Here is a 26,796-nt window from a genome sequence, read left to right on the forward strand (position 1 = left end):
GAAAGGCGTACAGCAAGACTTGCTGGAAACGGCTTCCAAGTCGTTGACCTGATAAGGTTTTTTTTCGAAGCCTTGGTGCAAGCATCAGATTTACGGTGTTTTTTTATGGGGCGTGCGCGGCGGGGAGATTGCGCGAGGGCGGGGGGCTGGCTATGCTGGGTACCCATTTTTCGTGCAGTTAGCGAAAGCCCTTAAGGGCTTAAAATCAAAAGAAAAACCTATAATAATATCGCGATTATGCTGTGACTACAACCCTTTCACCTGAGGCGCGCCCATGAACAGAGGTCTTCACCAGCCCGGCGAGTTCCGTGACAACTGCGGGTTTGGCCTGATCGCCCACATGGAAGGGCAGGCTAGCCATGAACTGCTCAGTACTGCCATCGAATCCCTGACCTGCATGACCCACCGTGGCGGTATCGCTGCCGACGGCAAGACCGGTGACGGCTGTGGCCTGCTGTTGAAGATGCCCGACGGCTTCATGCGCCACGCCGCCAAGGAAAGCCTGGGTATCGAACTGGGCGACAGCTATGCCGTGGGCGTGATCTTCCTGCCCGACGACGACCAGCGTGAGGAGCGCGCCCGCCAGGTGCTCGAGGCGAGCCTGACAGAGCGTGGTGTCAAGGTGCTCGGCTGGCGCGAGGTGCCGGTGGACCCCAGCGTGTGCGGCCCGATGGCGCTGGAGTGCCTGCCGCGTATCCGTCAACTGTTCGTCGAGCCCGGTGACGCCGAGGAAGCCTTTGACGTCTCGCTGTTCATGGCCCGCCGACTGGCCGAGCAGGCGCTGATCGACGAGCCGGACTTCTACGTCAGCTCGCTGTCCAGCGACGTCGTCTCCTACAAGGGACTGGTGATGCCGGTGGACCTGCCGGCCTTCTATCAGGACCTGGGTGACGAGCGCCTGGAAACCGCCATCTGCGTGTTCCACCAGCGTTTCTCCACCAACACCGCGCCGCGCTGGCCGCTGGCTCAGCCGTTCCGCCTGCTGGCCCACAACGGCGAGATCAACACCATCGAGGCCAACCGTGGCTGGGCCAACTCGCGCAAGGAGAACTTCGTCTCCGAGCGGCTGCCCGACATCGCCAGCCTCGACCAGATCGTCAATACCACCGGTTCCGACTCCTCGAGCATGGACAACATGCTCGAGGTGCTGCTGACCGGCGGCATGGAGCTGCATCGGGCGGTGCGCATGATGGTGCCGCCGGCCTGGCAGAACGTGGAGATCATGGACGGCGACCTGCGTGCCTTCTATGAGTATAACTCCATGCACGTGGAGCCCTGGGATGGTCCCGCCGGTGTGGTCATGACCGATGGCCGTCAGGCCCTGTGCATGCTCGACCGCAACGGCCTGCGCCCGGCGCGCTGGGTGATCACCCGCAACGGCTTCATCACCCTGGCTTCCGAGATCGGTACCTACGACTACAAGCCCGAGGACGTGGTGGCCAAGGGCCGTGTCGGCCCCGGTCAGGTCCTCGCCGTGGACACCGAGACCGGCGAAGTGCTGCACACCAGCGACATCGACGAGCGGTTGAAATCGGCCTATCCCTACAAGCGCTGGCTCAAGCAGGAGGCTCAGTTCCTGGAGTCCGCGCTGACCGAGCTCGCCGCCTTCAAGAACATGGACTCCGACACCCTTCAGGTGCAGCAGAAGATGTTCCAGGTCAGCTTCGAGGAGCGTGACCAGGTGCTGCGTCCGCTGGGCGAGAGCGGCCAGGAAGCGGTGGGCTCCATGGGTGACGACACCCCTATGGCGGTGCTCTCCGGCAAGCACCGGATGCTGTCGGACTACTTCCGTCAGAAGTTCGCCCAGGTCACCAACCCGGCCATCGATCCGCTGCGCGAAGCCATCGTGATGTCGCTGGAGACCTGCATCGGTGCCGAGCGCAACGTGTTCAAGGCGACCCCGGAGCACGCCCACCGTATCGTGCTGACGACCCCGATCCTGTCGCCGCGCAAGTTCACCGCTCTGGTAGGCCAGGACGACCCGGCCTTTGCCAGCCAGCGTCTGTCGCTGGGCTATGACCCGGAGCAGACAGGGCTCAAGGCGGCGCTGCTCGAGCTGTGTCGCGAGGCCGAGGCGGCGGTTCACGAGCACAAGGTGATCCTGGTGCTGTCCGACGCCGACCTGCCCCAGGGGCAGGTGCCGATCCATCCGGCGCTGGCGGTGGGCGCGATCCACAACGAACTCGGTCGCAAGGCCCTGCGCCCACGGGTCAACCTGATCGTCGAGACCGGCTACGCCCGTGACGCCCACCAGATGGCGGTGCTGTTCGGGGTGGGCGCCACCGCGGTCTATCCGTGGCTGGCCTACCAGGTGATGGCCGACATGCATCGCACCGGCGAGCTGTCCGGCAATCCGGCGGACGCCCGCGAGAACTACCGCAAGGGCCTGCAGAAGGGACTGTTCAAGATCCTCTCCAAGATGGGCATCTCGACCCTGGCCTCCTACCGTGGTTCGCAGCTGTTCGAGGCGGTGGGTCTGTCCTCCGAGGTGATGGATCTTTGCTTCACCGGCATGGCCTCGCGCATCGAGGGCACCGGCTTCAACGAGATTCAGCTGACTCAGGTGGCGCTGGCCAAGGACGCCTGGAAGCCGCGCAAGGGCATCTCCCAGGGCGGCCTGATGAAGTACGTCCATGGTCACGAGTACCACGCCTACAACCCCGATGTGGTCAAGGCGTTGCAGGAGGCGGTGCAGGAGGGCGACTACGCCAAGTGGAAGAAGTTTGCGCAGCTGGTCAATGATCGCGCGCCCGCCACCATCCGTGACCTGCTGAAGCTGAAGCCCGCCGCCGAGGCGTTGCCGCTCGAGGAAGTCGAACCGGTCGAGGACCTGCTGCCACGCTTCGACAGCGCCGGCATGTCGCTGGGTGCGCTGTCGCCGGAGGCTCACGAGGCCCTGGCCCAGGCCATGAACGAGGCCGGTGGGCGCTCCAACTCCGGTGAGGGTGGTGAGGATCCGTCGCGTTACGGCACCATCAGAAGCTCCAAGATCAAGCAGATCGCCTCCGGGCGCTTCGGTGTCACCCCGGCCTACCTGGTCAACGCCGAGGTGCTGCAGATCAAGGTGGCCCAGGGCGCCAAGCCCGGCGAGGGTGGCCAGCTTCCCGGTGGCAAGGTCAACGAGTTGATCGCCCGGCTGCGTTATTCGGTGCCGGGGGTGACCCTGATCTCGCCGCCGCCGCACCACGACATCTACTCCATCGAGGATCTGGCCCAGCTGATCTTTGACCTCAAGCAGGTCAATCCCGACGCCCAGGTGTCGGTCAAGCTGGTCTCCGAACCCGGCATCGGCACCATCGCCACCGGCGTGGCCAAGGCCTACGCTGACCTGATCACGGTGTCCGGCTACGACGGCGGCACCGCGGCGAGCCCGCTGACCTCGATCAAGCACGCCGGTTCACCCTGGGAGCTGGGCCTGCCGGAGGTGCATCAGGCGCTACGCATAAACGGCCTGCGCGACAAGATCCGGCTGCAGACCGACGGCGGCCTGAAGACCGGCCTGGACGTGATCAAGGCGGCGATTCTTGGCGCCGAGAGCTTCGGCTTCGGTACTGCTCCGATGGTGGCGCTGGGCTGCAAGTACCTGCGTATCTGCCACCTCAACAACTGCGCCACCGGTGTCGCCACCCAGATGCAGTACCTGCGCGACGAGCACTTCCGTGGCACCGTCGACATGGTCAAGCACTACTTCCGCTTCATCGCCGAGGAAGTGCGCGAACTGATGGCGCTGGTGGGTGTGCGCAAGCTCACCGACCTGATCGGGCGCACCGACCTGCTCGAGGTGTTCGAGGGGCTGACGCCTTCGCAGCACAAGCTTGACCTGACGCCGTTGCTGGCCAACGACCATGTGCCGGCAGATGCCCCTCAGTATTGCCAGGTCAGCCGTAACGTGCCCCATGACCCGGGCGCCAAGAACCTCGAGGTGCTGGAGGCGCTCAAGGACGCCATCGAGTCCAAGGGCGGGGCCGACGTGTCCTTCACCATCACCAACTGTGATCGTTCGGTGGGTGCGCTGACTTCCGGCGCCATCGCCAAGCGTTACGGCGAGGCGGGTCTTGACGACGCGCCGGTGACCGCGCGCTTCACCGGTGTCGCCGGTCAGAGCTTCGGGGTGTGGAACGCCCGCGGACTCAATCTGTACCTGGAAGGTGACGCTAACGACTACGTCGGCAAGGGCATGAATGGCGGCAAGATCGTCATCACCCCGCCGAAGAGCAGTCGGTTCGAGAGCCACAAGACGGCGATCATCGGCAACACCTGCCTGTACGGCGCCACCGGCGGCAAGCTGTTTGCCGCGGGTACCGCCGGCGAGCGCTTCGGCGTGCGCAACTCCGGCGCCCACGCGGTCATCGAAGGCTCGGGCGATCACTGCTGCGAGTACATGACCGGCGGCATCGTCTGCGTGCTCGGCGAGACCGGCGTCAACTTCGGTGCGGGCATGACCGGCGGCTTCGCCTACGTGCTCGACGAGGATCGCTGCTTCGTCGACCGTTACAACCACGAACTGGTGGAGATCCATCGGGTCAACACCGAGGCCATGGAGGCCTATCGGAGACACCTCAGGGAAACCATCGAGGAGTATGTGGCCGAGACCGGGTCATTGCGCGGTCAGGCGATCCTCGAGGACTTCAGCGACTTCATCCGCCACTTCTGGCTGGTGAAGCCCAAGGCGGCGAGCCTGAATGGCCTCTTGGCCCAGTCCACGCGTCAGCCCGAATAACCCGACGGCGTCCCGAACAAGGCAGGAGAACATCATGGCAAACCGTTTGAACAACGACTTTCAGTTCATCGACGTCGGTCGTCAGGATCCGCAGAAGAAGGCGGCGCGCACCCGCGCCCGCCAGTTCGCCGAGATCTACGAGCCGTTCAAGCCCATGGAGGCGGCCAGCCAGGCGCATCGCTGCCTGCACTGCGGTAATCCCTACTGCGAGTGGAAGTGTCCGGTCCACAACTACATTCCCAACTGGCTGCAGCTGGTCAGCGAAGGCAACATCCTCGAGGCGGCGGAGATGTCGCATCGCACCAACTCGCTGCCCGAAGTGTGTGGCCGGGTGTGCCCCCAGGACCGCCTGTGCGAGGGTGACTGCACCCTCAATGACGGCTTCGGCGCGGTGACCATTGGTTCGGTGGAGAAGTACATCACCGACACCGCCTTCGCCATGGGCTGGCGCCCGGACATGAGCCAGGTGACCTGGACCGACAGGAAGGTCGCGATCATCGGCGCGGGCCCCGCTGGCCTCGGCTGCGCCGACATCCTGGTGCGCAACGGCGTCAAGCCGGTGGTCTTCGACAAGTACGCCGAGATCGGCGGCCTTCTGACCTTCGGCATCCCCGAATTCAAGCTCGAGAAGACGGTAATGGAACGTCGTCGTGCGGTGTTCGAGGAGATGGGCGTGGAGTTCCGCCTCAACGTCGAGGTGGGCAAGGACGTCGCCTTCGAGGATCTGTTGGCGAAGTACGACGCCGTGTTCCTCGGCATGGGCACCTATACCTATATGGAAGGTGGCTTCCCCGGCGAGGACCTGCCCGGGGTGCACAAGGCGCTCGACTACCTGATCGCCAACGTCAACCACCGCCTGGGCTTCGAGAAGAATCCCGAGGACTTCGTCTCGCTGGAAGGTCAGCGTGTGGTGGTGCTGGGTGGTGGCGATACCGCCATGGACTGCAACCGTACCGCCATTCGCCAGGGCGCCCGTGAGGTGACCTGCGCCTACCGCCGTGACGAAGAGAACATGCCGGGCTCCCGGCGTGAGGTGGCCAATGCCCGCGAGGAAGGCGTGGACTTCCTGTTCAATCGTCAGCCGGTGGCGGTGGTCGGTGAAGAGCGGGTCGAAGGCGTCAAGGTGGTGCGTACCCGCCTGGGCGAAGCCGACGAGAACGGCCGTCGCCGTCCCGAGGTGGTGCCGGGCTCCGAGGAGATCATCCCCGCCGACGCCGTGGTCATCGCCTTCGGCTTCCAGCCGAGCCCGGCGCCCTGGTTCGAGTCGGTGGGCATCGAGGTCGACGAGCGTGGCCGGGTCAAGGCGCCTGAGCATGGCAGCTTCGCCTTCCAGACCACCAACGAGAAGATCTTTGCCGGTGGCGACATGGTGCGCGGCTCCGATCTGGTGGTGACTGCGGTCTATGAAGGTCGCCAGGCCGGTGAGGGCATCCTCGACTACCTCGACATCTGAGGCTCTGCCGAGCCCCGTCCCCCGCGTGAGAACCATGGCGGAGGGGCGGGGCGGTTTCTCCAGGATGACTTCCTGTTGTGCAAATTGAGCCGTTAGTCGATATCTGCTAGTCTGTCGTCCCATCCTGGCGCGGCTTCCTGCCGGGCCTACCGATCACGTTTCGACAGGTTCTCCATGACACGATATATCTTCGTGACCGGCGGCGTTGTGTCCTCTCTTGGCAAGGGCATTGCGTCGGCCTCGCTGGCGGCGATTCTCGAGGCTCGCGGCCTCAAGGTCACCATGCTCAAGCTCGACCCGTACATCAACGTGGATCCGGGCACCATGAGTCCCTTCCAGCACGGCGAGGTGTTCGTCACCGAGGATGGCGCCGAGACCGACCTGGACCTGGGCCACTATGAGCGTTTCATCCGCACCAAGATGACCCAGTCCAACAACTTCACCACTGGCCGGGTCTACGAGCACGTGCTGCGCAAGGAGCGTCGTGGCGACTACCTGGGCGGCACGGTGCAGGTCATCCCGCACATCACCGACGAGATCAAGCGTCGCGTCTACGAAGGTGGCGAGGGCTTCGACGTGGCACTGGTGGAGATCGGTGGCACCGTGGGTGACATCGAGTCGCTGCCGTTCCTCGAATCCATCCGTCAGATTCGCAGCGAGAAGGGCGCCAGCAACGCCATCTTCATGCACCTGACGCTGGTGCCCTACATCCAGACCGCCGGCGAGACCAAGACCAAGCCGACTCAGCACTCGGTCAAGGAGCTGCGCTCCATCGGTATCCAGCCGGACATCCTGATCTGCCGTAGCGAGGTCGAGCTGGAAGAGACCGAGCGTCGCAAGATCGCGCTGTTCACCAACGTGGAAGAACGCGCGGTGGTACCGCTGCAGGACGCCGATACCATCTATCGGATTCCGCTGATGCTGCACGAGCATGGGCTCGATGACATCGTCTGCGACAAGCTGCGCCTCGAGGCCGACGAGGCCGACCTCAGCGAGTGGGTCAAGGTGCTCGACGCCAAGCTCAACCCGCTCAAGTCGGTGAACATCGCCATGGTCGGCAAGTACATGGAGCTCCTGGACGCCTACAAGTCGCTGAACGAGGCGCTGATCCACGCCGGCATCCAGACCCGCGTGAAGGTCAACGTCGACTACATCGACTCCGAGGACATCGAGCGTCACGGCACCGACCGGTTGGCCGGCAAGGACGCCATCCTGGTGCCCGGTGGCTTCGGTGAGCGCGGTGTGGAAGGCAAGATTGCCACCGCGCGTTTCGCCCGCGAGAACGACATTCCCTACCTGGGCATCTGTCTGGGCATGCAGGTGGCGGTGATCGAGTACGCGCGCCATGTGGCCGGCTGGAACGATGCCGACTCCACCGAGTTCACCCACGACACCCAGCACCCGGTGGTGGGCCTGATCACCGAATGGCTCAACCCCGAGGGCAAGATCGAGGTGCGTGACGAGGCCTCCGATCTGGGCGGCACCATGCGTCTGGGTGGCCAGGAGTGCCGTCTGGCCAAGGGGTCCAAGGCCCGCGAGGCCTACGGTGACGACATCATCGTCGAGCGTCATCGTCATCGCTTCGAGGTCAACAACCAGTTCATCGAGGATCTGGAGAAGGCAGGCCTGGTGGTCTCCGGACGCAGCGTCGACAACTCCCTGGTGGAAATGGTCGAGCTGCCGGACCACCCTTGGTACGTGGCCTGTCAGTTCCACCCGGAGTTCACCTCGACGCCGCGTGATGGCCATCCGCTGTTCACCGGCTTCGTCAACGCGGCCCTGGGTCACAAGGCCAAGCGCACCCGGGCCCAGTCCGCGCACCAGGAGTGATTAACATGTCAGACGTCCAGCGTACCATCGAATTTGCCGGCCTGAGGGCCGGCAATTCATTGCCTCTGGTGCTGTTTGCAGGGATGAACGTGCTCGAATCCCGTGAGCTGGCCCTCGAGGTCGCCGAGGCCTACGTCGAGGTGACCGGCAAGCTCGACATCCCCTATGTGTTCAAGGCCAGCTTCGACAAAGCCAACCGCAGCTCGGTGCATTCTTACCGCGGTCCCGGCCTGGACAAGGGGCTCGCGATCCTCGATGAGGTCAAGTCGCGCTTCGGGGTGCCGGTGATCACCGACGTTCACGAGCCGCACCAGGCGGCGCCGGCGGCCGAGGTGGCCGATGTCATTCAGCTGCCGGCGTTTCTGGCTCGCCAGACCGACCTGGTGGTGGCGATGGCCGAGACCGGTGCGGTGGTCAACATCAAGAAACCGCAGTTTCTGGCCCCCCACGAGATGCGCCACATCATCACCAAGTTCCAGGAAGCCGGCAACGAGCGGCTGCTGCTGTGCGAGCGCGGCTCGAGCTTCGGCTACAACAACCTGGTGGTGGATATGCTCGGCTTCGGCGAGATGAAGGACACCGGCTTCCCGCTGCTGTTCGACGTGACCCACTCGCTGCAGCGCCCGGGCGGGCGCAGTGACAGCGCCGATGGCCGCCGCGCCCAGGTGCTGGACCTGGCCAGGGCCGGGGTGGCGGTAGGCATCGCCGGGTTGTTCCTGGAAGCCCATCCCGATCCCGATTCAGCAAAATGCGACGGCCCCTGTGCACTCCCGCTTGATAAGCTCGAGCCTTTCCTGTCGCAGATCAAGGCGCTGGATGACGTAGTAAAAAAACTACCGTCGATCGAGATACGCTGACGCTACCTCCGTTGGATCGTGTGTTCTGGCCCTGGGGCCTATGGTGTCACCCGGGCGGATCGACAACGTTGACACGAGTTTTTCACCCACAAGGATCCTCAAGATGACCAAGATCGTCGATATTCGTGCCCTCGAGGTGCTGGACTCTCGCGGCAACCCCACCGTGCAGGCGGAAGTCCGCCTGGAAAGCGGCGCGATCGGTGTCGCCTGCGCACCGAGCGGCGCCTCCACCGGCTCTCGCGAGGCGCTGGAGCTGCGTGATGGTGACAAGAGCCGCTACCTCGGCAAGGGCGTGCTGAAGGCGGTGGACGCGGCCAACGGCAAGATCCGTGAGCGTCTGCTGGGTATGGACGCACGCGATCAGCGCGGGCTGGATGATGCCATGCTCGAGCTCGACGGCACCGACAACAAGGAAAACCTGGGCGCCAATGCCATCCTGGCGGTCTCCCTGGCCGCGGCCAAGGCCGCCGCCAACGCCAAGGGCGTGCCGCTCTACGCGCACATCGCCGAGCTCTACGGCCAGCCGGGCAAGTACCTGATGCCGGTGCCGATGATGAACATCCTCAACGGGGGCGAGCACGCCGACAACAACGTCGACATCCAGGAGTTCATGGTCCAGCCGGTCGGCTCGCCGAGCTTCCGCGAAGGGCTGCGCGTCGGCGCCGAGATCTTCCATGCGCTGAAGAAGGTGCTGTCGGCGCGTGGTCTGGCCACCGCCGTCGGTGATGAGGGCGGCTTCGCCCCCAACCTGGCCTCCAACGCCGAGGCGCTGGCGGTCATCAAGCAGGCCGTCGAGGATGCGGGTTACGCGCTGGGCAAGGACGTCACCCTGGCGCTGGACTGTGCCGCCAGCGAGTTCTACAAGGACGGGCAGTACCTGCTGGCCGGCGAGGACAAGAGCTTCGACGCCGAGGGCTTCGGTGACTACCTGGTGGGCCTCAGCGACGAGTACCCGATCGTGTCCATCGAGGATGGTCTGGACGAGTCCGACTGGGACGGCTGGAAGTCGCTGACCGCCAAGCTCGGCGATCGCGTGCAGCTGGTGGGTGACGACCTGTTCGTGACCAACACCCGCATTCTCAAGCGCGGCATCGACGAGTCCATCGGCAACTCCATCCTGATCAAGTTCAATCAGATCGGCTCCCTGTCCGAGACCCTCGATGCCATTCGCATGGCTCAGGACGCCGGCTTCACGGCGGTCATCTCCCACCGCAGCGGTGAGACCGAGGACACCACCATCGCCGACCTGGCCGTGGGCACCTGTGCCGGTCAGATCAAGACCGGCTCTCTGTGCCGCAGCGATCGTGTGGCCAAGTACAACCGTCTGCTGGTCATCGAGCAGGAGCTGGGTGAGCGTGCGAGCTATCCGGGCCGCTCCGCCATCAAGGGGCAGGCGTAGGCCCTTGGCAAGGCACCGATGGTGCTAGTGTCGACGCGTCTTGTAAGAGATTGACTACAGTTCTTGTAAGACATTGACTATTTTGGCGTCGAAAAGGCTCGCAACCGTGTTGCGGGCCTTTTTTATCGCCTTGATTTTTCAATGCTTTTTCCGACAGGCCCTCTCGGTCTGCGTCATGGGTGAGAAAAGTAGGGTGCTTGTGATGACCCCAGAAACTGACAGAATGGCCACACGAATCGAGAGGTCAGGCTTCGCGGCGGCAAGTCGCCCGTCTGTCCCACGGAAACTTCATTGTTTCGGCATCGTTTCCGCAAGGAGGTGGAGTCGACGTCGGCAGTGAAGGGGCATGGATGTCCTCGGTGGTTGACACCCGGATGGGCCGGACTTGCCACTCTTCGGTTCAGGTAGGTGTTTTCGGGATGCGTTCAGGAGTCAAGAGCGCGCCTGGTGCGACAGGAAGTCGCTTCTGGGCACGGAGGGCGCTCAGGGAGTAGGGCGGAGGGAGCCGCCCAAGGAAACGCTTGGAGCGGGCGGCCTACGGGCCGCCTTTTTTTATGCCTGCCTGTCGGGCACCTGCTTCGAAAGGCCATTGCGCCACGTCCTTCCTGCGCCGATGTCGGGCAGAAGTCCGGGCCGGTCGATGCTTGTCCGGGGGCGAGTGGGCCGGAACCCTTCTTCAAGATTTGCTTTACACAAACGCGACAGCCGCCCGGATAAGGCGGCTGTCGCGTTTGTTCAGGTACTGCCTGGCGCGGTGCTCAGCGCTCGAGCTTTTCCAGCTTGCCCGGCTTGCCGTCCCACTGCTCGGCGTCTTCCGGCGGATCCTTCTTCTCGGTGATGTTGGGCCACACCTCCGCCAGCTCGGTATTGATCTCCAGGAACTGTTCCTGGCCCTCGGGCAGTTCATCCTCCGAGTAGATCGCTTCGGCCGGGCATTCCGGCTCGCACAGGGCGCAGTCGATGCATTCGTCGGGGTGAATCACCAGGAAATTGGGGCCTTCGTAGAAGCAGTCCACCGGGCAGACCTCGACACAGTCGGTGTACTTGCACTTGATGCAGTTTTCGGTGACGACGAATGTCATGCCAGTCTCCCTTCCTCGGGCCAGCGCCTTGCCGGCCTCTCTGTACAGTGGTGGCTTTCGCCCGGGTCGTTGGTGACGTGCGTGCGGCGTGGCGCCCATGCAGGCCATGCAACCTTCGCGTCCGGCGTAACATGCCGGCGCGTCTTAATCCTTAATGTTATATAGAAATGGCTTTTTATAATCTACGGTCCTTGGGTGCCACATTCTAGTCCTCGCGCCGCTATCGGGCAAGAGTATGCCTCACAAGGGCCTCACAGTGCCGACTTCCAGCGGTACAGCAGTTCCAGTGCCTGGCGTGGACTGAGGTCATCGACCGCCAGGCCGCCGAGTTCTTCCACCAGTGGGTGGGGGGCGCTGGCGAACAGGTCCGCCTGCTGGGGGGCGGACTGGTGGTGTCGGCTTCCGCCATCCGGATCAGCGCTCCTGCGGCCATGATCGATCTCCTGCTGCTCCAGGGCGGCAAGCTTGGTCCGTGCCTCGGCGATGACGGTCTGGGGCACACCGGCCAACTGGGCCACCTGCAGGCCATAGCTCTGGCTCGCGGGGCCGTCCTCGACCCGGTGCATGAAGACGATGCCATCATTGTGTTCGGCGGCGGTCAGGTGGACGTTGGTCACCGCCGGCGCCTCTGTGGCCAGCGCCGTCATCTCGAAGTAGTGGGTGGCGAACAGGGTAAAGGCGCGGGTACGGGTCAGGTGTTCGGCGCTGGCCCAGGCCAGTGACAGGCCGTCGAAGGTGCTGGTGCCCCGGCCGATCTCGTCCATCAGCACCAGGCTGTGGTCGGTGGCGTTGTGCAGGATATTGGCGGTTTCGGTCATCTCCACCATGAAGGTGGAGCGCCCGCCGGCCAGGTCATCGCTGGAGCCGATGCGAGTGAAGATGCGATCCACCGGGCCGATGGTGGCGCTGTCGGCGGGCACAAAGCTGCCGCTGTGGGCGAGCAGGGTGATCAGGGCCGCCTGGCGCATGTAGGTCGACTTGCCGCCCATGTTGGGGCCGGTGATCACCAGCATGCGGCGATCGTCATCCATGCGCAGGTCGTTGGGCACGAAGGGGCCGTCGCTGACCTGTTCGACCACCGGATGGCGACCACCGCGGATATCGAAGCCTGGGGTCTCTGACAGCGTCGGGCGGACAAAGTCCAGCGCCCGGGCACGCTCCGCCAGGGTGCACAGTACGTCGAGTGCGGCCAGCGCCCTGGCCGTCGCCTGGAGCCTGGCAAGTTCGGCGTTGAGGCTGTCGAGCAGGCTGTCGTACAGCAGTTTTTCCCTGGCCAGGGCGCGGGACTTGGCCGACAGCGCCTTGTCCTCGAATTCCTTGAGCTCCGGGATGATGAAGCGTTCGGCGTTCTTCAGCGTCTGGCGGCGAATATAGTCGGCCGGGGCCTCCTTGGCCTGGGCACGGGGGATCTCGATGTAGTAGCCGTGAACCCTGTTGTAGCCGACCTTGAGCCCGGCAAGCCCGGTGCGCGAGCGTTCGCGGGTCTCGAGCTTCACCAGGTAGTCGCCGGCGTGTTCGGCCAGGCCCCGGTGCTCGTCGAGCTCGTCGTCGAAGCCTTCGGCGATGACGCCGCCGTCGCGGATCACCACGGGAGGATTGTCGACCAGGGCTCGGGTCAGCAGTTCGGCCAGCTCCGGGAAGGGGCGAATGTGCTGGCGCAGGCCGTCGAGCGTGGTGCCGTCGGCGTAGCCGGCAAGGCTCGCCTCGAGTGCCGGCAGGGCGTTGAGGGCGTCGCGCAGCCGTGCCAGGTCCCGCGGGCGGGCACTGTTGAGGGCCACCCGGGCCAGAATGCGTTCGACGTCACCGATCGCCTTGAGGTCGTCGCGCAGCGGCTCATGGCCGTCATGGTCGAGCAGCAGGCTGATGGCCGCCTGGCGCCCCATGACCTGCTCGCGATCACGCAGCGGTCGATTGAGCCAGCGCTTGAGCAGGCGTGAGCCCATGGCGGTGGTGGTGGTGTCGAGCACGCTGGCCAGGGTGTTGTCGCCGCCCCCGCCAAGGTTGGTGTCGATCTCCAGGTTGCGCCGGCTGGCAGCGTCGATGACCACGGTGTCGTCGCGACTCTCGACGCCGATGGCGGTGACATGGGGCAGGGCGCTGCGCTGGGTGTCTCTGGCGTAGTCCACCAGTACCCCGGCGGCGATGATCGCCGCGTGCAGGTGGGCGCAGCCGAACCCCTTGAGGTCCTGCACGCCGAACTGGTCACACAGCACCCGATGGGCGCTCTCGTGGTCGAACAGCCAGTCGCTCTGACGCCGCAGGCCCCGGCGTTCGCCAAGCGCCGGCGGCAGCTCGGTACTATCCGGTACCAGCAGCTCCGCCGGGTCCAGGCGGGTCAGCTCCGACAGCATCTCTGCCTCGATTTCCACCTCGAGCACGCTGAAGCGGCCGCTGGAGACCTCGAGCCAGGCCAGGCCGATGCGCTCGCCCTGGGGCGCGATCGCCACCAGCAGGTTATCGCGGCGGGCGTCGAGCAGGGCTTCGTCGTGGAGGGTGCCGGGGGTGACGATACGCACCACCTTGCGCTCCACCGGTCCCTTGGAGGTGGCCGGGTCGCCGATCTGTTCACAGATCGCCACCGACTCGCCGGCGCTGACCAGGCGTGCCAGGTAGCCCTCGGCGCTATGATAGGGAATGCCGGCCATGGGAATCGGCTTGCCGGCGGACTGCCCGCGCTGGGTCAGGGTAATGTCGAGGGCCGCGGCGGCGCGCTTGGCGTCCTCGTAGAACAGCTCGTAGAAGTCCCCCATGCGGTAGAACAGCAGCACCTCGGGGTGCTCGCGCTTGATCCGCAGGTACTGGGTCATCATCGGCGTATGGCTGGGGGCGCTGGGCTTGGCCATGTCGTTCATGGGATCTCGAAGCGATGTTGATGAGTCGTCGGCGGCGGGCCGGCATCGCGAGGGACGCTGGCGAAAGGCGTCAAGGATAGCATGGGCGCAGGGCGCGCCTGTACCGCTGTGCCGAGATCCGTCTCGGGCTTTCTTCCCGGGGGCCAGGCGTGTCAGCATGATGTATCCACGATGCAGCATTTGTGGGGCCAGAGGGTGTCCGTCTACCCTTGTGGGTGATCGGTCGACGCCTTTTCTGGTGAGTGCGGAGCGATTTTCAAGGAACTCTCTTCCCTTGCGGGACTCTCTCAAGGAGTCGCCTACAAGGAACTGTCTTTACGGACTATTCAAAGGAGCTGTCATATGGACGTTGTACGCATTATTCTCGCGATCCTGCTGCCCCCGCTGGGCGTCTTCCTGCAGGTGGGCTTTGGTCTGCACTTCTGGCTCAATATCCTGCTGACCCTGCTGGGCTATATTCCCGGTATCGTTCACGCCATCTGGATCATTGCCAAGCGCTGAACCTGCCTGGATGACGGGTATCACTGTCGCGGCGATGCGTTGGTGGGCGCTGTACCTGTCGGCTTGTTGTCGCGGTTGTCGTGGCAAGACGTTTCCGAGGCGACGACGAGCCTGTCATTGTTGTCGTGATGTCGTATCGTGACACCCTGTTTTCACCACAAGAGACGGGCCTGCGATGACAAATGCAGACGATCGTGTTCGTCGCCTGGCGATTCGGCTGGGTGAGTTGTGTGTCGAGCGTGGGGTCTCGGTGACCGCCGCCGAGTCCTGTACCGGTGGCGGCGTGGCCGCTGCCATTACCGATATCGCCGGCAGTTCACGCTACTTCGAGACCGGCTACGTGACCTACTCCAACGCCGCCAAGCAGCGGCTGCTGGGGGTGCCCGGCGAGACCCTGGACGCCCATGGCGCCGTCAGTCAGCCGGTGGTGGAGGCGATGGTAGAGGGCGCTTGTCGCGACAGTGGTGCCCGACTTGGCGTCTCGGTCAGTGGCGTCGCCGGTCCGGATGGCGGCAGCGCTGAAAAGCCTGTCGGTACGGTGTGGTTTGCCTTCGCCGTCGACGGGCGGCTCGAGGCCGATCGGCAGCGCTTTGCCGGCGGTCGCGATGAGGTTCGCCAGGCCGCCGTGGTCCATGCGCTCGAAGGCCTGATCAGGCGGCTCGAGAGCCTGACCTGAGCCTTGCCGGTGATGCCCCTTGATGTGCCCGTGGGCGTAGCGTCCAGCGCCGTGTGCCGGGCGTGGGGCGCAAGCGTTCCGGCCCCGCGGCTGTGGCGGTGCAGCGATCAACCCCTCATCCACTATTGATTTGCCCTATGCGCTCGATTCGTCACCTCGAAGGGCTGGTCGTCGTCCGCAAATTTCGTCATACTACTGTTCAGTCATACAGTAATTGCCAGGGTCCGGCGCAGGGCCCGATGGGGACTCGGGCAAGGCGCTCGACCCCGATCCATTGTCTACAGGAGCTCCGTAATGGCGCAGGATCAGAACCGCAGCAAGGCGCTGGACGCCGCCCTTTCCCAGATCGATCGCCAGTTCGGCAAGGGTACGGTGATGCGTCTGGGAGACGCTCCCAGGGTGGTGATGCCGTCGGTATCCACCGGCTCGTTGGGTCTCGATATCGCACTTGGCATCGGCGGTCTGCCCTATGGTCGAGTGGTGGAGATCTTTGGTCCAGAGTCCTCGGGCAAGACCACCCTGACACTGTCGGTGATCGCCCAGGCCCAGAAGGACGGCAAGACCTGCGCCTTTATCGACGCCGAGCATGCCCTCGATCCCAGCTACGCCGAGAAGCTTGGCGTCAATCTGGATGATCTGCTGGTGTCGCAGCCGGATACCGGTGAGCAGGCGCTGGAAATCTGCGACATGCTGGTGCGTTCCGGTGGCGTCGACGTGATCATCATCGACTCGGTGGCGGCGCTGACGCCCAGAGCCGAGATCGAAGGCGAGATGGGCGACTCCCACGTCGGCCTGCAGGCCCGACTGATGTCCCAGGCGCTGCGCAAGATCACCGGCAATATCAAGAACGCCAACTGCATGGTGGTGTTCATCAACCAGATCCGCATGAAGATCGGGGTGATGTTCGGTAGCCCCGAGACCACCACCGGCGGTAACGCCCTGAAGTTCTACTCGAGCGTGCGTCTGGATATCCGTCGTACCGGCTCGGTCAAGCAGGGCGACGAGGTCACCGGCAACGAGACCCGGGTCAAGGTGGTCAAGAACAAGGTGGCGCCGCCCTTCCGTCAGGCCGAATTCCAGATCCTCTACGGCAAGGGCATCTACCACGCCGGCGAGGTGGTGGACCTTGGCGTTCAGTGCAAGCTGGTGGACAAGGCCGGCGCCTGGTACAGCTACCAGGGCAACAAGATCGGCCAGGGCAAGGCCAACGCCGCCCAGTTCCTCGAGGACAACCCGGCCATCATGGAAGAGATCGAGTCCCAGATTCGTGCCCAGCTGCTGACCCAGCCGGAGCCGAAGAAGAGCGAGAAGGAAGCGGAAGCCGCGGCGCCCGCTGGCGACGACCTTGGCGACGATCTGCTGTAGCAGGTCGACTCGCGGCAGGCCGGCACGCCGGCCTGTGACGTCGCAACGTACGACTTTCCTCGGGCCCCTCGACAGGGGCCCGAGGCGTTTGTGAAAGGGGGCTCGCGCCGTCGGTGCTCGCCGTCCCGTGCCAACAGGAGATGACATGCACAAGGCTGCCAGCCAGATGTCCCCACGCGAGCACGCCATCGATCTGCTCGCTCGACGCGAATACGGCCGTGAAGAGCTGCGAGGGCGATTGCTGGCCAAGGGGCACGCCCTCGAGGACGTTGAGCAGGCCCTGGAAGCGCTTGCCGATCAAGGCCTGCAGAGCGACCGGCGCTTCGCCGAGAGCTTTCTGCGCGGTCGGTTGATGCGTGGGCAGGGGCCGGTGAAGATGCTGGCGGAACTGGGCCAGAGGGGCGTCGATCGAGCGCTGGCCAGGGAGGCGCTGGCGGAACTGGAGCGCGAGGAGTCCGTCGACTGGTATCGACTGGCCAGCGAAGCGCTGGAGCGGCGCTTCGGCCGAGAGCTGCCAGCGGATGCCAGGGAACGTGCTCGACGTGAACGCTTTCTGGCCGGGCGCGGTTTCGACTTCGACCATGTGCGCGAGGCGATACGGGCCCTCGGCGATGATTGAACCGCCGCCAGACGGGCCTTCTCGGATGCGGTTTTGCACGACCCACTTTAGTCGCTTGACAACTACGCTATAATGTCCCCTTTTGCGACAGCCCCGGGTCGCGGTTTCATGCTCGGATGCTCCGGCGTGCCACGGCAGTGGGCCGGTTCGACGCGCTCTATCGCTCATCGCCACGGATATTTCATGAAAAGCGCAGATATCAGACAGGCCTTTCTGAGGTTCTTCGAAGAACAGGGTCATACCCGCGTGCCGTCCAGTTCGCTGGTGCCGGGCAACGATCCGACGCTGTTGTTCACCAACGCCGGCATGGTGCCGTTCAAGGACGTCTTTCTCGGGCGTGACCCCAGGGACTATGTGCGGGCTACCTCCTCCCAGCGCTGCGTGCGCGCCGGTGGCAAGCACAACGATCTGGACAACGTCGGTTACACCGCGCGTCATCACACCTTCTTCGAGATGCTGGGCAACTTCAGCTTCGGCGACTACTTCAAGCGCGACGCCATCGGCTTTGCCTGGACCTTCCTGACCGAGGTGCTGGGACTGCCCAAGGAGAAGCTGTGGGTCACCGTCCACGTCAGTGATGATGAGGCCGAACGCATCTGGAAAGACGAGATCGGTATCGATCCCGAGCGCTTCTCCAAGCTGGGCGAAGACAACTTCTGGCAGATGGGCGACACCGGCCCTTGCGGTCCCAGCTCCGAGATCTTCTACGATCATGGCGCCGAGGTGTGGGGCGGCCCTCCCGGCAGTCCGGAGGAAGACGGTGATCGCTACATCGAGATCTGGAACCTGGTGTTCATGCAGTTCGATCGCGACGCCAGCGGCGAGATGAAGCCGCTGCCCAAGCCGTCCATTGATACCGGCATGGGGCTGGAGCGCATCGCCGCGGTCATGCAGGGGGGCCACTCCAACTACGAGATCGACCTGTTCCAGAATCTGCTCAAGGCCGCCGCCGAGGCGACCGGTGCGAGCGACCTGGAGGCGCCGTCGCTGCGCGTGATCGCCGACCATATCCGTTCCTGTGCCTTCCTGATCGCGGACGGCGTGCTGCCTTCCAACGAAGGTCGTGGTTACGTGCTCAGGCGGATCATTCGCCGGGCAATCCGCCATGGTCACAAGCTGGGCGCCCAGGGAGCCTTCTTCCATCGCCTGGTGGCGGCGCTGGACGCCGAGATGGGCGAGGCCTACCCGGAACTGCGCCAGGCTCGCGCACAGATCGAGCGCGTGTTGCTGAAGGAAGAAGAGCAGTTCGCTCGCACCCTGGATCATGGCATGGGCCTGCTGGAGCAGGCGCTGGCCGCGCTCGACGGTGACACCCTGCCGGGCGAGACGGTGTTCAAGCTCTACGACACCTACGGCTTTCCCTATGACCTCACCGCCGATGTCTGCCGTGAGCGTGGCGTCACCCTGGATGCCGAAGGCTTCGAGCGGGAGCTCGAGGCGCAGCGTGAGCGGGCCCGGGCGGCCAGCCAGTTCGGCGCCGAGTACAGCGCCACCATCGAGCTCGAGGGCCAGACCGAGTTCACCGGCTACGACCGCCTCGAGGACAGCGCCAGGGTGGTCGCGCTCTATGACAGCGAAGGCAATGCGCTCGAGCGCCTGACGCCTGAGCATCCCGCCGTGGTGGTGCTGGACCGCACCCCCTTCTACGGCGAGTCCGGTGGCCAGGTCGGTGATACCGGCTACCTGAACGTCGAGGGCGGACGGTTCCTGGTCAAGGACACCCAGAAACAGGCGGGGCATCACCTGCATCAGGGGGTGTTGCTCGAAGGTGAGCTGGTGGTCGGCAGCGAGGTCACGCCCCAGGTGGACGAGAGCCTGCGTGCGGCGACGGTGCGTAACCACTCGGCGACCCACCTGCTGCACAAGGCCCTGCGTCTTGTGCTGGGCGATCATGTCCAGCAGAAGGGCTCGCTGGTGACGCCTGAGCGCCTGCGTTTCGACTTCAGCCACTTCGAGGCGATGAGCGCCGAACAGCTCAAGGAAGTGGAGCGCCTGGTCAACCAGCAGGTGCTGGCCAATGCGCCGACCCGGATCGAGAGCATGACCCTCGATGAGGCCAAGGAGAAGGGCGCCGCTGCCCTGTTCGAGGCCAAGTACGCCGACAGCGTGCGGGTGCTGACCATCGGTGCCGACGACTTCTCCATCGAGCTGTGTGGTGGTACCCACGTGGCCCGCAGTGGCGACATCGGCTGCTGTCATATCGTCGCCGAGAGCGGCATCGCCTCAGGCGTGCGGCGGATCGAGGCGATCACCGGTGAGGGGGCGCTGGCCTACTTCGGCGAACAGGAGGCGCGCCTTGCGCGTGTGGCCGAGCGCCTCAAGGCCAAGCCCGAGCAGCTCGAGGAGCGCGTCGACAGCCTGGTCGAGCGTAATCGCGGCCTGGAGAAGGAGCTCGAGCGGCTCAAGGCCAAGCTCGCCAGCGCCGCCGGCAGCGACATGCTGGCAAGCGCCACCGAGGTCAAAGGCGTCAAGGTACTGGCGACGCACCTGGATGGCGTGTCGGGCAAGGAATTGCGTGGCGTGCTTGACCAGCTCAAGAACAAGCTGGGCTCCGGCATCATCGTGCTGGGGGTGGCCGACGAGGCCGCCGGCAAGGTCAGCCTGATCGCCGGGGTGACCGATGATCTGACCGCCAGGGTCAAGGCCGGGGAGCTTGTCAATCACGTCGCCGGGCAGGTCGGCGGCAAGGGCGGCGGTCGTGCCGACATGGCCCAGGCCGGCGGTAGTGACGTCAATGCACTGCCGGCGGCGCTGGAGAGCGTCCCGGCCTGGGTGGACGCCAAATTGTGATCCCTCTGGGGTCGGGGGCTCGAGAGGGTCCCCGGCCCTTTTTTCTGCCCTGACAAAACTTCGCAGAGACAACAGTTTCATTCATTGAATCCAACGAGCGAGGAAGACGGCATATGGCACTATACGTACAGAAGTTCGGTGGGACGTCGGTCGGCTCGGTGGAGCGCATCAAGGCCGTGGCCGAGAAGGTCAAGGGCTTCCGCGACCAGGGCCATCAGGTCGTGGTGGTGGTCTCCGCCATGAGCGGCGAGACCAACCGCCTGATCGGGATGGCCAACGAGATCAACGACGAGCCGACCCCCCGTGAGATGGACATGCTGGTGTCCACCGGCGAGCAGGTGACCATCTCGCTGCTGGCGATGGCGCTGCACAAGCTGGACGTGCCGGCAACGTCCTACACCGGCTCTCAGGTCGGCATCATGACCGACAGCGCCCACACCAAGGCGCGTATCCAGCGCATCGAGACCGACGAGATGCGTGAAGACCTGGACGCTGGCCAGGTGGTGGTGGTCGCCGGCTTCCAGGGGGTCGATGAGGAAGGCAATATCACCACCCTGGGTCGTGGCGGCTCGGACACTACCGGTGTGGCGCTGGCGGCCGCGCTCAAGGCCGACGAGTGCCAGATCTACACCGATGTGGACGGCGTCTACACCACCGACCCGCGGGTCTGCTCCAAGGCCCAGCGCCTGGATTCGATCACCGTGGAGGAGATGCTGGAGCTTGCCAGCCTCGGCTCCAAGGTGTTGCAGATTCGCGCCGTCGAATTTGCCGGCAAGTACAATGTTCCGCTGCGCGTGCTGTCCAGTTTCGAGGACGGCCCCGGCACCCTGATCGTTGCAGACTCCGAACAAGACGAGGATTCCATGGAAGAACCGCTGATCTCAGGCATCGCCTTCACCGCCAACGAAGCCAAGCTGACCCTGCTCAACACGCCGGACGTGCCGGGCGTGGCCTCGCGCATCCTGGGCCCGATCGCCGACGCCAACATCGAGATCGACATGATCGTGCAGAACGTGGCGCCGGCCGGTGACTACACCGACTTCACCTTCACCGTAGCCAAGGGTGACTACAAGCAGACCATGCGCATCCTCGAGCAGCAGGTCATCCCCGATCTGGGCGGTGGCGAGTTGCGTGGCGACGATAATATCGCCAAGGTGTCTCTGGTAGGGGTGGGTATGCGCTCACACGCCGGGGTCGCCTCGAAGATGTTCCGCGTGCTGTCCGAGGAAAACATCAACATCCGCATGGTCTCGACCTCGGAGATCAAGATCTCCGTGGTGATCGACGAGAAGCAGATGGAATTGGCAGTACGTGCGCTGCACAAGGCATTTGGTCTCGACAAGGCCGATATCGAGAGCGAATAAGTTTCTCGGCGCGGCGCACACCTTCTACGCTTTAAGGAGTCCCCTCGCCAATTCGGCCGGGGGCTTCCCTTAAACGGCACAATCAGGTGTCATGAGTCGCTAGTGCTCGCCACCAAGAAAGAGGGCACGTCGTCCGGAAGCGTGACGGCGTAGCGACTCACGTAACAAGTCTGAGAAGGAGATCAGTCATGCTCATCCTGACACGCCGCGTCGGCGAAACCCTGATGATCGGGGACGATATCACCGTCACCGTTCTGGGGGTGAAGGGAAATCAAGTGCGTATCGGCGTGAATGCGCCCAAGGACGTTGCCGTCCACCGTGAAGAGATCTACCAGCGCATCCAGCGCGAGAAGGCTGACGATGGCGCTGCCGATGATGAGTGAAGGTGGTGGCCGAGCGGAGAACTTTTTTCGCCTCGGGCTGGACAAAGGCCTTACGTCTCGGTAGGATACGCACCGTGCCGATGAGGGAGAGGTGGCCGAGTGGCTGAAGGCGCTCCCCTGCTAAGGGAGTATGGGGTTTATAGCCTCATCGAGGGTTCGAATCCCTCCCTCTCCGCCATTTTACGATGCATGTCGTGAAGCGGCTTCATGGGTACCGATGATCAGGCATGTTGGATGCCTGGTGCATCAAGAGATTGATACGCGCCCGTAGCTCAGCTGGATAGAGTACCTGACTACGAATCAGGTGGTCGGAGGTTCGAATCCTCCCGGGCGCGCCAGATTCAGACCCGCTCTCTTCGGAGGGCGGGTTTTCTGTTTCCTGCCAAGTTTCCTGTCCAGTTTCGTGCTGACCGGCTGGCGACCACTGCCGGTTGCGATCGTTTAGGCGCCTGTCGAAGGATGGGCGCCTTTTTTTATGCTGTTTCCTGCCAAGTTTCCAGACAAGTTCCGTGCTGACCGGCTGACTGGTGTCGATCCGTTATGAACGGTGCTGTGTCGAGCGTCGGTCGTTGTCTCCCCTGGCCTGGTCTAGGCTGAAGCCTGACATTCACGCATCGGGAGGGCGGCGCATGGGCGGCAAGGTGGCGGCGGCGTATCAGGCGACCAGGGGGTCAGTGCTCGACGTGGATCGCGCCTTCTATGACGGCCTGACCGAGCGGGCGGGGAGGCGGCGGCGGGTGGCCAGTCACCGGGTCCCGATTCGTGATGGGCTGGCATGGGAGGTCAAGGCGGGGCAGGTCTTTCGCATCGCCATCGTCGATGGCGCCCAGGTCGGTGACTTCAACATGTGGCATCGCCATGACCCGCGCGAGCGCATGTGGGCCTCGCGCACCCGTCAGCTGCAGCGGGCCCATGTCAGCACCTACGACAGGCTGTGGTCGACGCTGCCCTTTCTGCGTCCCATGGCCACCATCATCGACGACACTCTGGCAGGCTACGGTGAGGACGCCGAAGGCGGGCGTGTGCATGACCTGCTGGGAACCCGCTGCGATCCCTACGTCAATCGCCTGTTGACCGGCGAGGATTTCGACTTTCACTGCCATTCCAACCTGGTGAGGGCGGTCGCGCCCTGGGGGTTGACCGAGTTTGACGTGCATGACGTGCTCAATGTCTTCCAGTGCACCGGGCTCAACGACGATGACCAGTACTTCATGAAGGCCTGTCCGGCGCGGCCTGGGGACTATCTTGAGCTGTTTGCCGAGATCGACCTGTTGTGCGCGCTGTCCTGCTGTCCCGGTGGCGATCTGTCGGTGGATCTATGGGGGCCGGACGCCAGGGATCCGCTGTCCACCTGCCACCCCTTGGCGGTGGAAGTGTTCGAGGTCGAGTCCGAGCGGCTGGCGCAGTGGCAGCCGCCCGAATCTCCGGCCTATGCAGGCGCCCACGGGCGGCGTGATCCCGATGTGGATTGGGCCGATCTCAAGGACAAGAGCTAGGCGCTGCTCCGATCGGATTCCTCTCCGGGAGGGGAGGTTGGCCTGCCTATCCCTATTGGGCGGCGGCGACTGCCTCGCTTCGGTGCTTGGGTGAGGCGAGATTCTGGCGCAGTGTGGCGTCAGGTGCGGTTTCTGGCGCTGCGTCTGATTCGATGCGCTGGGCGCCGAGCCCCGCAAGGAATTCATCGAGATCGGTGATGCGGCGCAGGGCCTGAAAGCGGGAGGCGGCCTCGCGGTCGCGCGCCTTCATGTGGTTCATCCACTGCTTTAGTAGCGATACCACCACTTTTGCCGGGAGTGTGGTACGCTGCATTGCAGCATAGGACGTCAGGATACCGGCTCGCTGGGCCCATGTCGTGGCCGGCAGGCGCTCTCCGGTGCACTGCCAGTGGCGGATGCGCGGGGCGAGTTTCGGGTCGGCCAGGGCGCCGCGGCCAAGCATGACGTCGCGACAGCCGGACAGGGTGCGTGCCTTCCAGTAGTCCTCGAGGGTCCAGATGTCGCCGTTGGCGACGACCGGGATGCGCAGGCGCTGGTTGATGCGGCCGATCCACTCCCAATGGGCCGGCGGGCGATAGCCCTCGTCCCGGGTGCGGGCATGCACCACCAGTTGGGTGGCGCCGGCGGCCTCGGCGGCCAGGGCGCAGTCCAGCGCCCGGCGGCGGTCGGAGAAGCCCAGGCGGATCTTGGCAGTGACCGGGATGCTGTCGCCCACGGCACGGTGGACGGCGTCCACGGCACGCTCCAGGCGTCGCGGATCGCGCAACAATGAGGCGCCGCCGTCATGGCGGTTGACCAGCTTGGCTGGGCAGCCGAAGTTCAAGTCCAGGCTGATGGCGCCGAGGCGCAGCGCCTGGCGGGCATTGGCAGCCAGGGCGTCGGGGTCGGAGCCGAGCAGTTGCAGGTGCACCGGGATGTGGTTGGGGGTGATGACGCCCTCGGTCGCCAGTTCCGGGCAGTGCTTGTAGAACACTCGAGGCGGCAGGCGCGCGTCCACCACCCGTACGAACTCGGTGACCGTCCAGTCGAAGCCGGCGTCACGGGTCAGCAGGTCGCGGGTGTGGGCGTCGATCACGCCCTCCATGGGCGCGAGCCCGATGCGACCTTCGTCTAACCCCTGTTTATGTAGTAATTTAACAACCAAAACTGCTACCTTTAGACCATGGTGCTGTGCCGGGGATGTGGCAGGGTATAGCATCAAAATTTTTGCGCAAGCCGTATGATCCAGAAAGATCAAGGCAACTTTGGCGCTACAACGCGGAGGATCCCGCATGCAAGACACTCAGTTGCTCAACGAGGGCCTCAGCCTGATGGCGCTCGGCATGGGTTTTGTTTTTGTTTTTCTTACGGTGCTGGTGATCACCACCACGCTGATGTCTCGTGTCATCGGTCGCTACTTTCCCGAACCGGTGCCGGTCGAGGCGCCCAAGCGCGGGGCGGCACCCGCCGCGCCGGGCCAGGACGATGCGGTGATGGCGGCGATCTCGGCCGCGGTTCACCGCTACCGCCAGCGTCGCTGAGGTCGTCCGTACCAGGCGACGACCCTGACCGTGAATTTCGACAAAGCGCTTCATAACGATAAGGACCCAGCCATGAGCGAATCTGCACGCCCGCTAGGCATCACCGATGTCGTGCTACGCGACGCCCATCAGTCTCTGTTCGCCACCCGCATGCGTATCGACGACATGCTGCCCATCGCCGAGAAGCTCGACAAGATCGGCTTCTGGTCGCTGGAATCCTGGGGCGGCGCCACCTTTGACGCCTGTATCCGCTACCTCGGCGAAGATCCGTGGGAGCGGATACGGGCGTTGAAGGAAGCCATGCCCAATACGCCCCAGCAGATGTTGCTGCGGGGCCAGAACCTGTTGGGCTATCGCCACTATGCCGATGACGTGGTCGACCGCTTCGTCGAGCGCGCCAAGACCAACGGGGTCGATGTCTTCCGCGTGTTCGATGCGATGAACGACCCACGTAACCTCGAGCGTGCGATCCAGGCGGTCAAGGCCAACGATGGCCATGCTCAGGGTACCATCTCCTACACCAAGAGCCCGGTGCACACCCTGGATAGCTGGGTGGAATTGGCCAAGTCCATCGCCGACATGGGCGCCGACTCCCTGGCGATCAAGGACATGGCGGGGCTTCTGACTCCCTATGACGCCTTCGAGCTCGTCACCAAACTCAAGTCGGCGCTGAATATTCGCATCCATCTGCACTGCCACGCCACTACCGGGCTTTCGTCGGCGACCGCGCTCAAGGCCGCCGAGGCAGGCGTCGACAACGTCGATACCGCCATCTCCTCGATGTCGATGACCTACGGCCACAGCCCCACCGAATCGCTGGTGGCGATGCTCAAGGACACCGAGCGCGATACCGGCCTGGACCTGGAGGCCCTGGAAGATATCGCCGCCTATTTTCGTGAGGTGCGCAAGAAGTACGCCGCTTTCGAGGGCTCGCTCAAGGGCATCGACTCGCGCATTCTGGTGGCCCAGGTGCCGGGCGGCATGCTCACCAACATGGAAGGCCAGTTGAAGGAGCAGGGCGCCGGTGACCGTCTCGACGAGGTGCTCAAGGAGATTCCTCGGGTCCGTGAAGACCTCGGCTTTATTCCGCTGGTGACCCCCACCTCCCAGATCGTCGGCACCCAGGCGGTGATGAACGTGATGATGGGGGAGCGCTACAAGTCCATCTCCAAGGAGGTGCAGGCGCTGCTCAAGGGCGAGTACGGCGCTGCGCCGGCGGACTTCGACAGCGAATTGCAGAGCCGGGTGCTGGACGGTGCCTCGCCGATCACCGAGCGTCCTGCGGATCGGCTGGATCCCGAGATGTCGCGGTTGACCGATGAGCTGGCCGCCAAGGCCAAGGATGACGGCATCCGTCTGGCCGAAGGCGAGCGTCAGGTAGACGACGTTCTGACCTACGCACTGTTCCCGCAGATCGGGCTCAAGTTCCTCAAGAACCGTGACAACCCCGACGCCTTCGAACCCGCTCCCAGTGTCGAGGCGGCGACGCCCGCTGCGCCCGCCAAGGCGACGGCGGCCAAGGCTGGTACCGCCGGACCCGAGACCTACACCGTCAAGGTCAACGGCACCGCCTACGTGGTCGAGGTCGCCGAGGGTGGCGACATTTCCCAGGTCAAGGAAGCGCCCGCCGCTGGCTCTTCTGACGCTGCACCGGCGGCGCCGGCAGCTTCCTCCGGCGAGACCATCGATGCACCGCTGGCCGGCAACATCTTCAAGGTCAACGTCAAGCCCGGCGACAGCGTGGCCGAGGGTGACGTGGTGGTCATCCTCGAGGCGATGAAGATGGAGACCGAGGTCCGCGCTGCTGCTGCCGGCACCGTGTCTGACGTCCAGGTCGCCGAGGGCGACAGCGTCTCCGTCGGCGACACCCTGATCGTGCTTTAAGGACC

Annotated in this window: 18 protein-coding genes and 2 tRNA genes; 17 read left to right on the top strand and 3 right to left on the bottom strand. The window is 64.3% G+C overall.

Going from position 1 to position 26,796, the window contains the following annotated elements:
- The first annotated feature begins 274 nt into the window (after nucleotides 1-274).
- From gltB to eno, 5 genes are all read left to right on the top strand, one after another.
- A complete protein-coding gene (gene gltB / locus RBB39_RS13660; protein ID WP_045991137.1) occupies nucleotides 275-4,720 on the top strand; it encodes a glutamate synthase large subunit in 4,446 nt (1,481 codons plus the stop codon).
- A gap of 34 nt (nucleotides 4,721-4,754) precedes the next feature.
- Nucleotides 4,755-6,173 (top strand): FAD-dependent oxidoreductase, encoded by a 1,419-nt coding sequence (locus tag RBB39_RS13665; protein WP_045991136.1) that lies wholly within the window; start codon nucleotides 4,755-4,757, stop codon nucleotides 6,171-6,173.
- A gap of 174 nt (nucleotides 6,174-6,347) precedes the next feature.
- The gene (locus RBB39_RS13670) at nucleotides 6,348-8,003 is read left to right on the top strand and encodes a CTP synthase (RefSeq protein ID WP_045991135.1); all 1,656 of its coding nucleotides are present in this window, start codon (nucleotides 6,348-6,350) and stop codon (nucleotides 8,001-8,003) included.
- 5 nt (nucleotides 8,004-8,008) lie between these two features.
- Complete coding sequence (gene kdsA / locus RBB39_RS13675) at nucleotides 8,009-8,860, top strand: 3-deoxy-8-phosphooctulonate synthase (protein WP_045991134.1); 852 nt, start codon at nucleotides 8,009-8,011, stop codon at nucleotides 8,858-8,860.
- Nucleotides 8,861-8,963: 103 nt separating this feature from the next.
- Complete coding sequence (gene eno, locus RBB39_RS13680) at nucleotides 8,964-10,259, top strand: phosphopyruvate hydratase (RefSeq protein ID WP_045991133.1); 1,296 nt, start codon at nucleotides 8,964-8,966, stop codon at nucleotides 10,257-10,259.
- 758 nt (nucleotides 10,260-11,017) lie between these two features.
- Here the strand turns inward: eno and fdxA are convergent.
- Together fdxA and mutS are read right to left on the bottom strand one after the other, a co-directional pair.
- Complete coding sequence (fdxA, locus tag RBB39_RS13685; RefSeq protein ID WP_045991132.1) at nucleotides 11,018-11,341, bottom strand: ferredoxin FdxA; 324 nt, start codon at nucleotides 11,339-11,341, stop codon at nucleotides 11,018-11,020.
- 251 nt (nucleotides 11,342-11,592) lie between these two features.
- Nucleotides 11,593-14,193 carry a DNA mismatch repair protein MutS gene (mutS, locus tag RBB39_RS13690; protein WP_371931876.1) on the bottom strand — a complete coding sequence of 867 codons (2,601 nt, stop codon included), beginning with the start codon at nucleotides 14,191-14,193 and terminating at the stop codon, nucleotides 11,593-11,595.
- A gap of 342 nt (nucleotides 14,194-14,535) precedes the next feature.
- Here mutS and RBB39_RS13695 point away from each other — a divergent pair, with 342 nt between their 5' ends.
- The 10 genes from RBB39_RS13695 (at nucleotide 14,536) to RBB39_RS13740 (ending at nucleotide 23,387) form a co-directional block, all read left to right on the top strand.
- Complete coding sequence (locus tag RBB39_RS13695; protein WP_045991131.1) at nucleotides 14,536-14,694, top strand: YqaE/Pmp3 family membrane protein; 159 nt, start codon at nucleotides 14,536-14,538, stop codon at nucleotides 14,692-14,694.
- A 175-nt stretch (nucleotides 14,695-14,869) separates the two neighbouring features.
- Entirely contained in the window at nucleotides 14,870-15,370 is a 501-nt protein-coding gene (locus RBB39_RS13700; protein ID WP_045991130.1) for a CinA family protein, read from the top strand.
- A 294-nt stretch (nucleotides 15,371-15,664) separates the two neighbouring features.
- Nucleotides 15,665-16,735 (top strand): recombinase RecA, encoded by a 1,071-nt coding sequence (recA, locus tag RBB39_RS13705; RefSeq protein WP_045991129.1) that lies wholly within the window; start codon nucleotides 15,665-15,667, stop codon nucleotides 16,733-16,735.
- A 145-nt stretch (nucleotides 16,736-16,880) separates the two neighbouring features.
- Nucleotides 16,881-17,354 (top strand): regulatory protein RecX, encoded by a 474-nt coding sequence (locus RBB39_RS13710; RefSeq protein ID WP_045991128.1) that lies wholly within the window; start codon nucleotides 16,881-16,883, stop codon nucleotides 17,352-17,354.
- A gap of 183 nt (nucleotides 17,355-17,537) precedes the next feature.
- Nucleotides 17,538-20,144 carry an alanine--tRNA ligase gene (gene alaS, locus RBB39_RS13715; RefSeq protein WP_306169154.1) on the top strand — a complete coding sequence of 869 codons (2,607 nt, stop codon included), beginning with the start codon at nucleotides 17,538-17,540 and terminating at the stop codon, nucleotides 20,142-20,144.
- 113 nt (nucleotides 20,145-20,257) lie between these two features.
- Complete coding sequence (locus RBB39_RS13720) at nucleotides 20,258-21,508, top strand: aspartate kinase (RefSeq protein WP_045991126.1); 1,251 nt, start codon at nucleotides 20,258-20,260, stop codon at nucleotides 21,506-21,508.
- Between the two features lie 188 nt (nucleotides 21,509-21,696).
- Nucleotides 21,697-21,891, top strand: coding sequence for a carbon storage regulator CsrA (gene csrA, locus RBB39_RS13725; RefSeq protein WP_045991125.1), 195 nt, complete (start codon nucleotides 21,697-21,699; stop codon nucleotides 21,889-21,891).
- Between the two features lie 85 nt (nucleotides 21,892-21,976).
- Nucleotides 21,977-22,069 (top strand) — tRNA-Ser (locus tag RBB39_RS13730).
- A gap of 83 nt (nucleotides 22,070-22,152) precedes the next feature.
- A tRNA-Arg gene (locus tag RBB39_RS13735) sits at nucleotides 22,153-22,229 on the top strand.
- 291 nt (nucleotides 22,230-22,520) lie between these two features.
- Complete coding sequence (locus RBB39_RS13740) at nucleotides 22,521-23,387, top strand: DUF1989 domain-containing protein (protein WP_045991124.1); 867 nt, start codon at nucleotides 22,521-22,523, stop codon at nucleotides 23,385-23,387.
- Nucleotides 23,388-23,439: 52 nt separating this feature from the next.
- Here the strand turns inward: RBB39_RS13740 and RBB39_RS13745 are convergent, their stop codons facing one another.
- Nucleotides 23,440-24,471 carry a tRNA-dihydrouridine synthase gene (locus RBB39_RS13745; RefSeq protein ID WP_045991123.1) on the bottom strand — a complete coding sequence of 344 codons (1,032 nt, stop codon included), beginning with the start codon at nucleotides 24,469-24,471 and terminating at the stop codon, nucleotides 23,440-23,442.
- Nucleotides 24,472-24,658: 187 nt separating this feature from the next.
- Here RBB39_RS13745 and RBB39_RS13750 point away from each other — a divergent pair, with 187 nt between their 5' ends.
- On the top strand, nucleotides 24,659-24,907 hold the full coding sequence (locus RBB39_RS13750; RefSeq protein ID WP_045991122.1) for an OadG family protein: 249 nt from the start codon (nucleotides 24,659-24,661) through the stop codon (nucleotides 24,905-24,907).
- A gap of 72 nt (nucleotides 24,908-24,979) precedes the next feature.
- Nucleotides 24,980-26,791 (top strand): sodium-extruding oxaloacetate decarboxylase subunit alpha, encoded by a 1,812-nt coding sequence (oadA, locus tag RBB39_RS13755; protein ID WP_045991121.1) that lies wholly within the window; start codon nucleotides 24,980-24,982, stop codon nucleotides 26,789-26,791.
- The last annotated feature ends 5 nt before the right edge of the window (nucleotides 26,792-26,796 follow it).

Source organism: Halomonas sp. MMSF_3323, assembly GCF_030733595.1.
In the GTDB taxonomy this organism is placed as follows: Bacteria; Pseudomonadota; Gammaproteobacteria; order Pseudomonadales; family Halomonadaceae; genus Halomonas; species Halomonas litopenaei.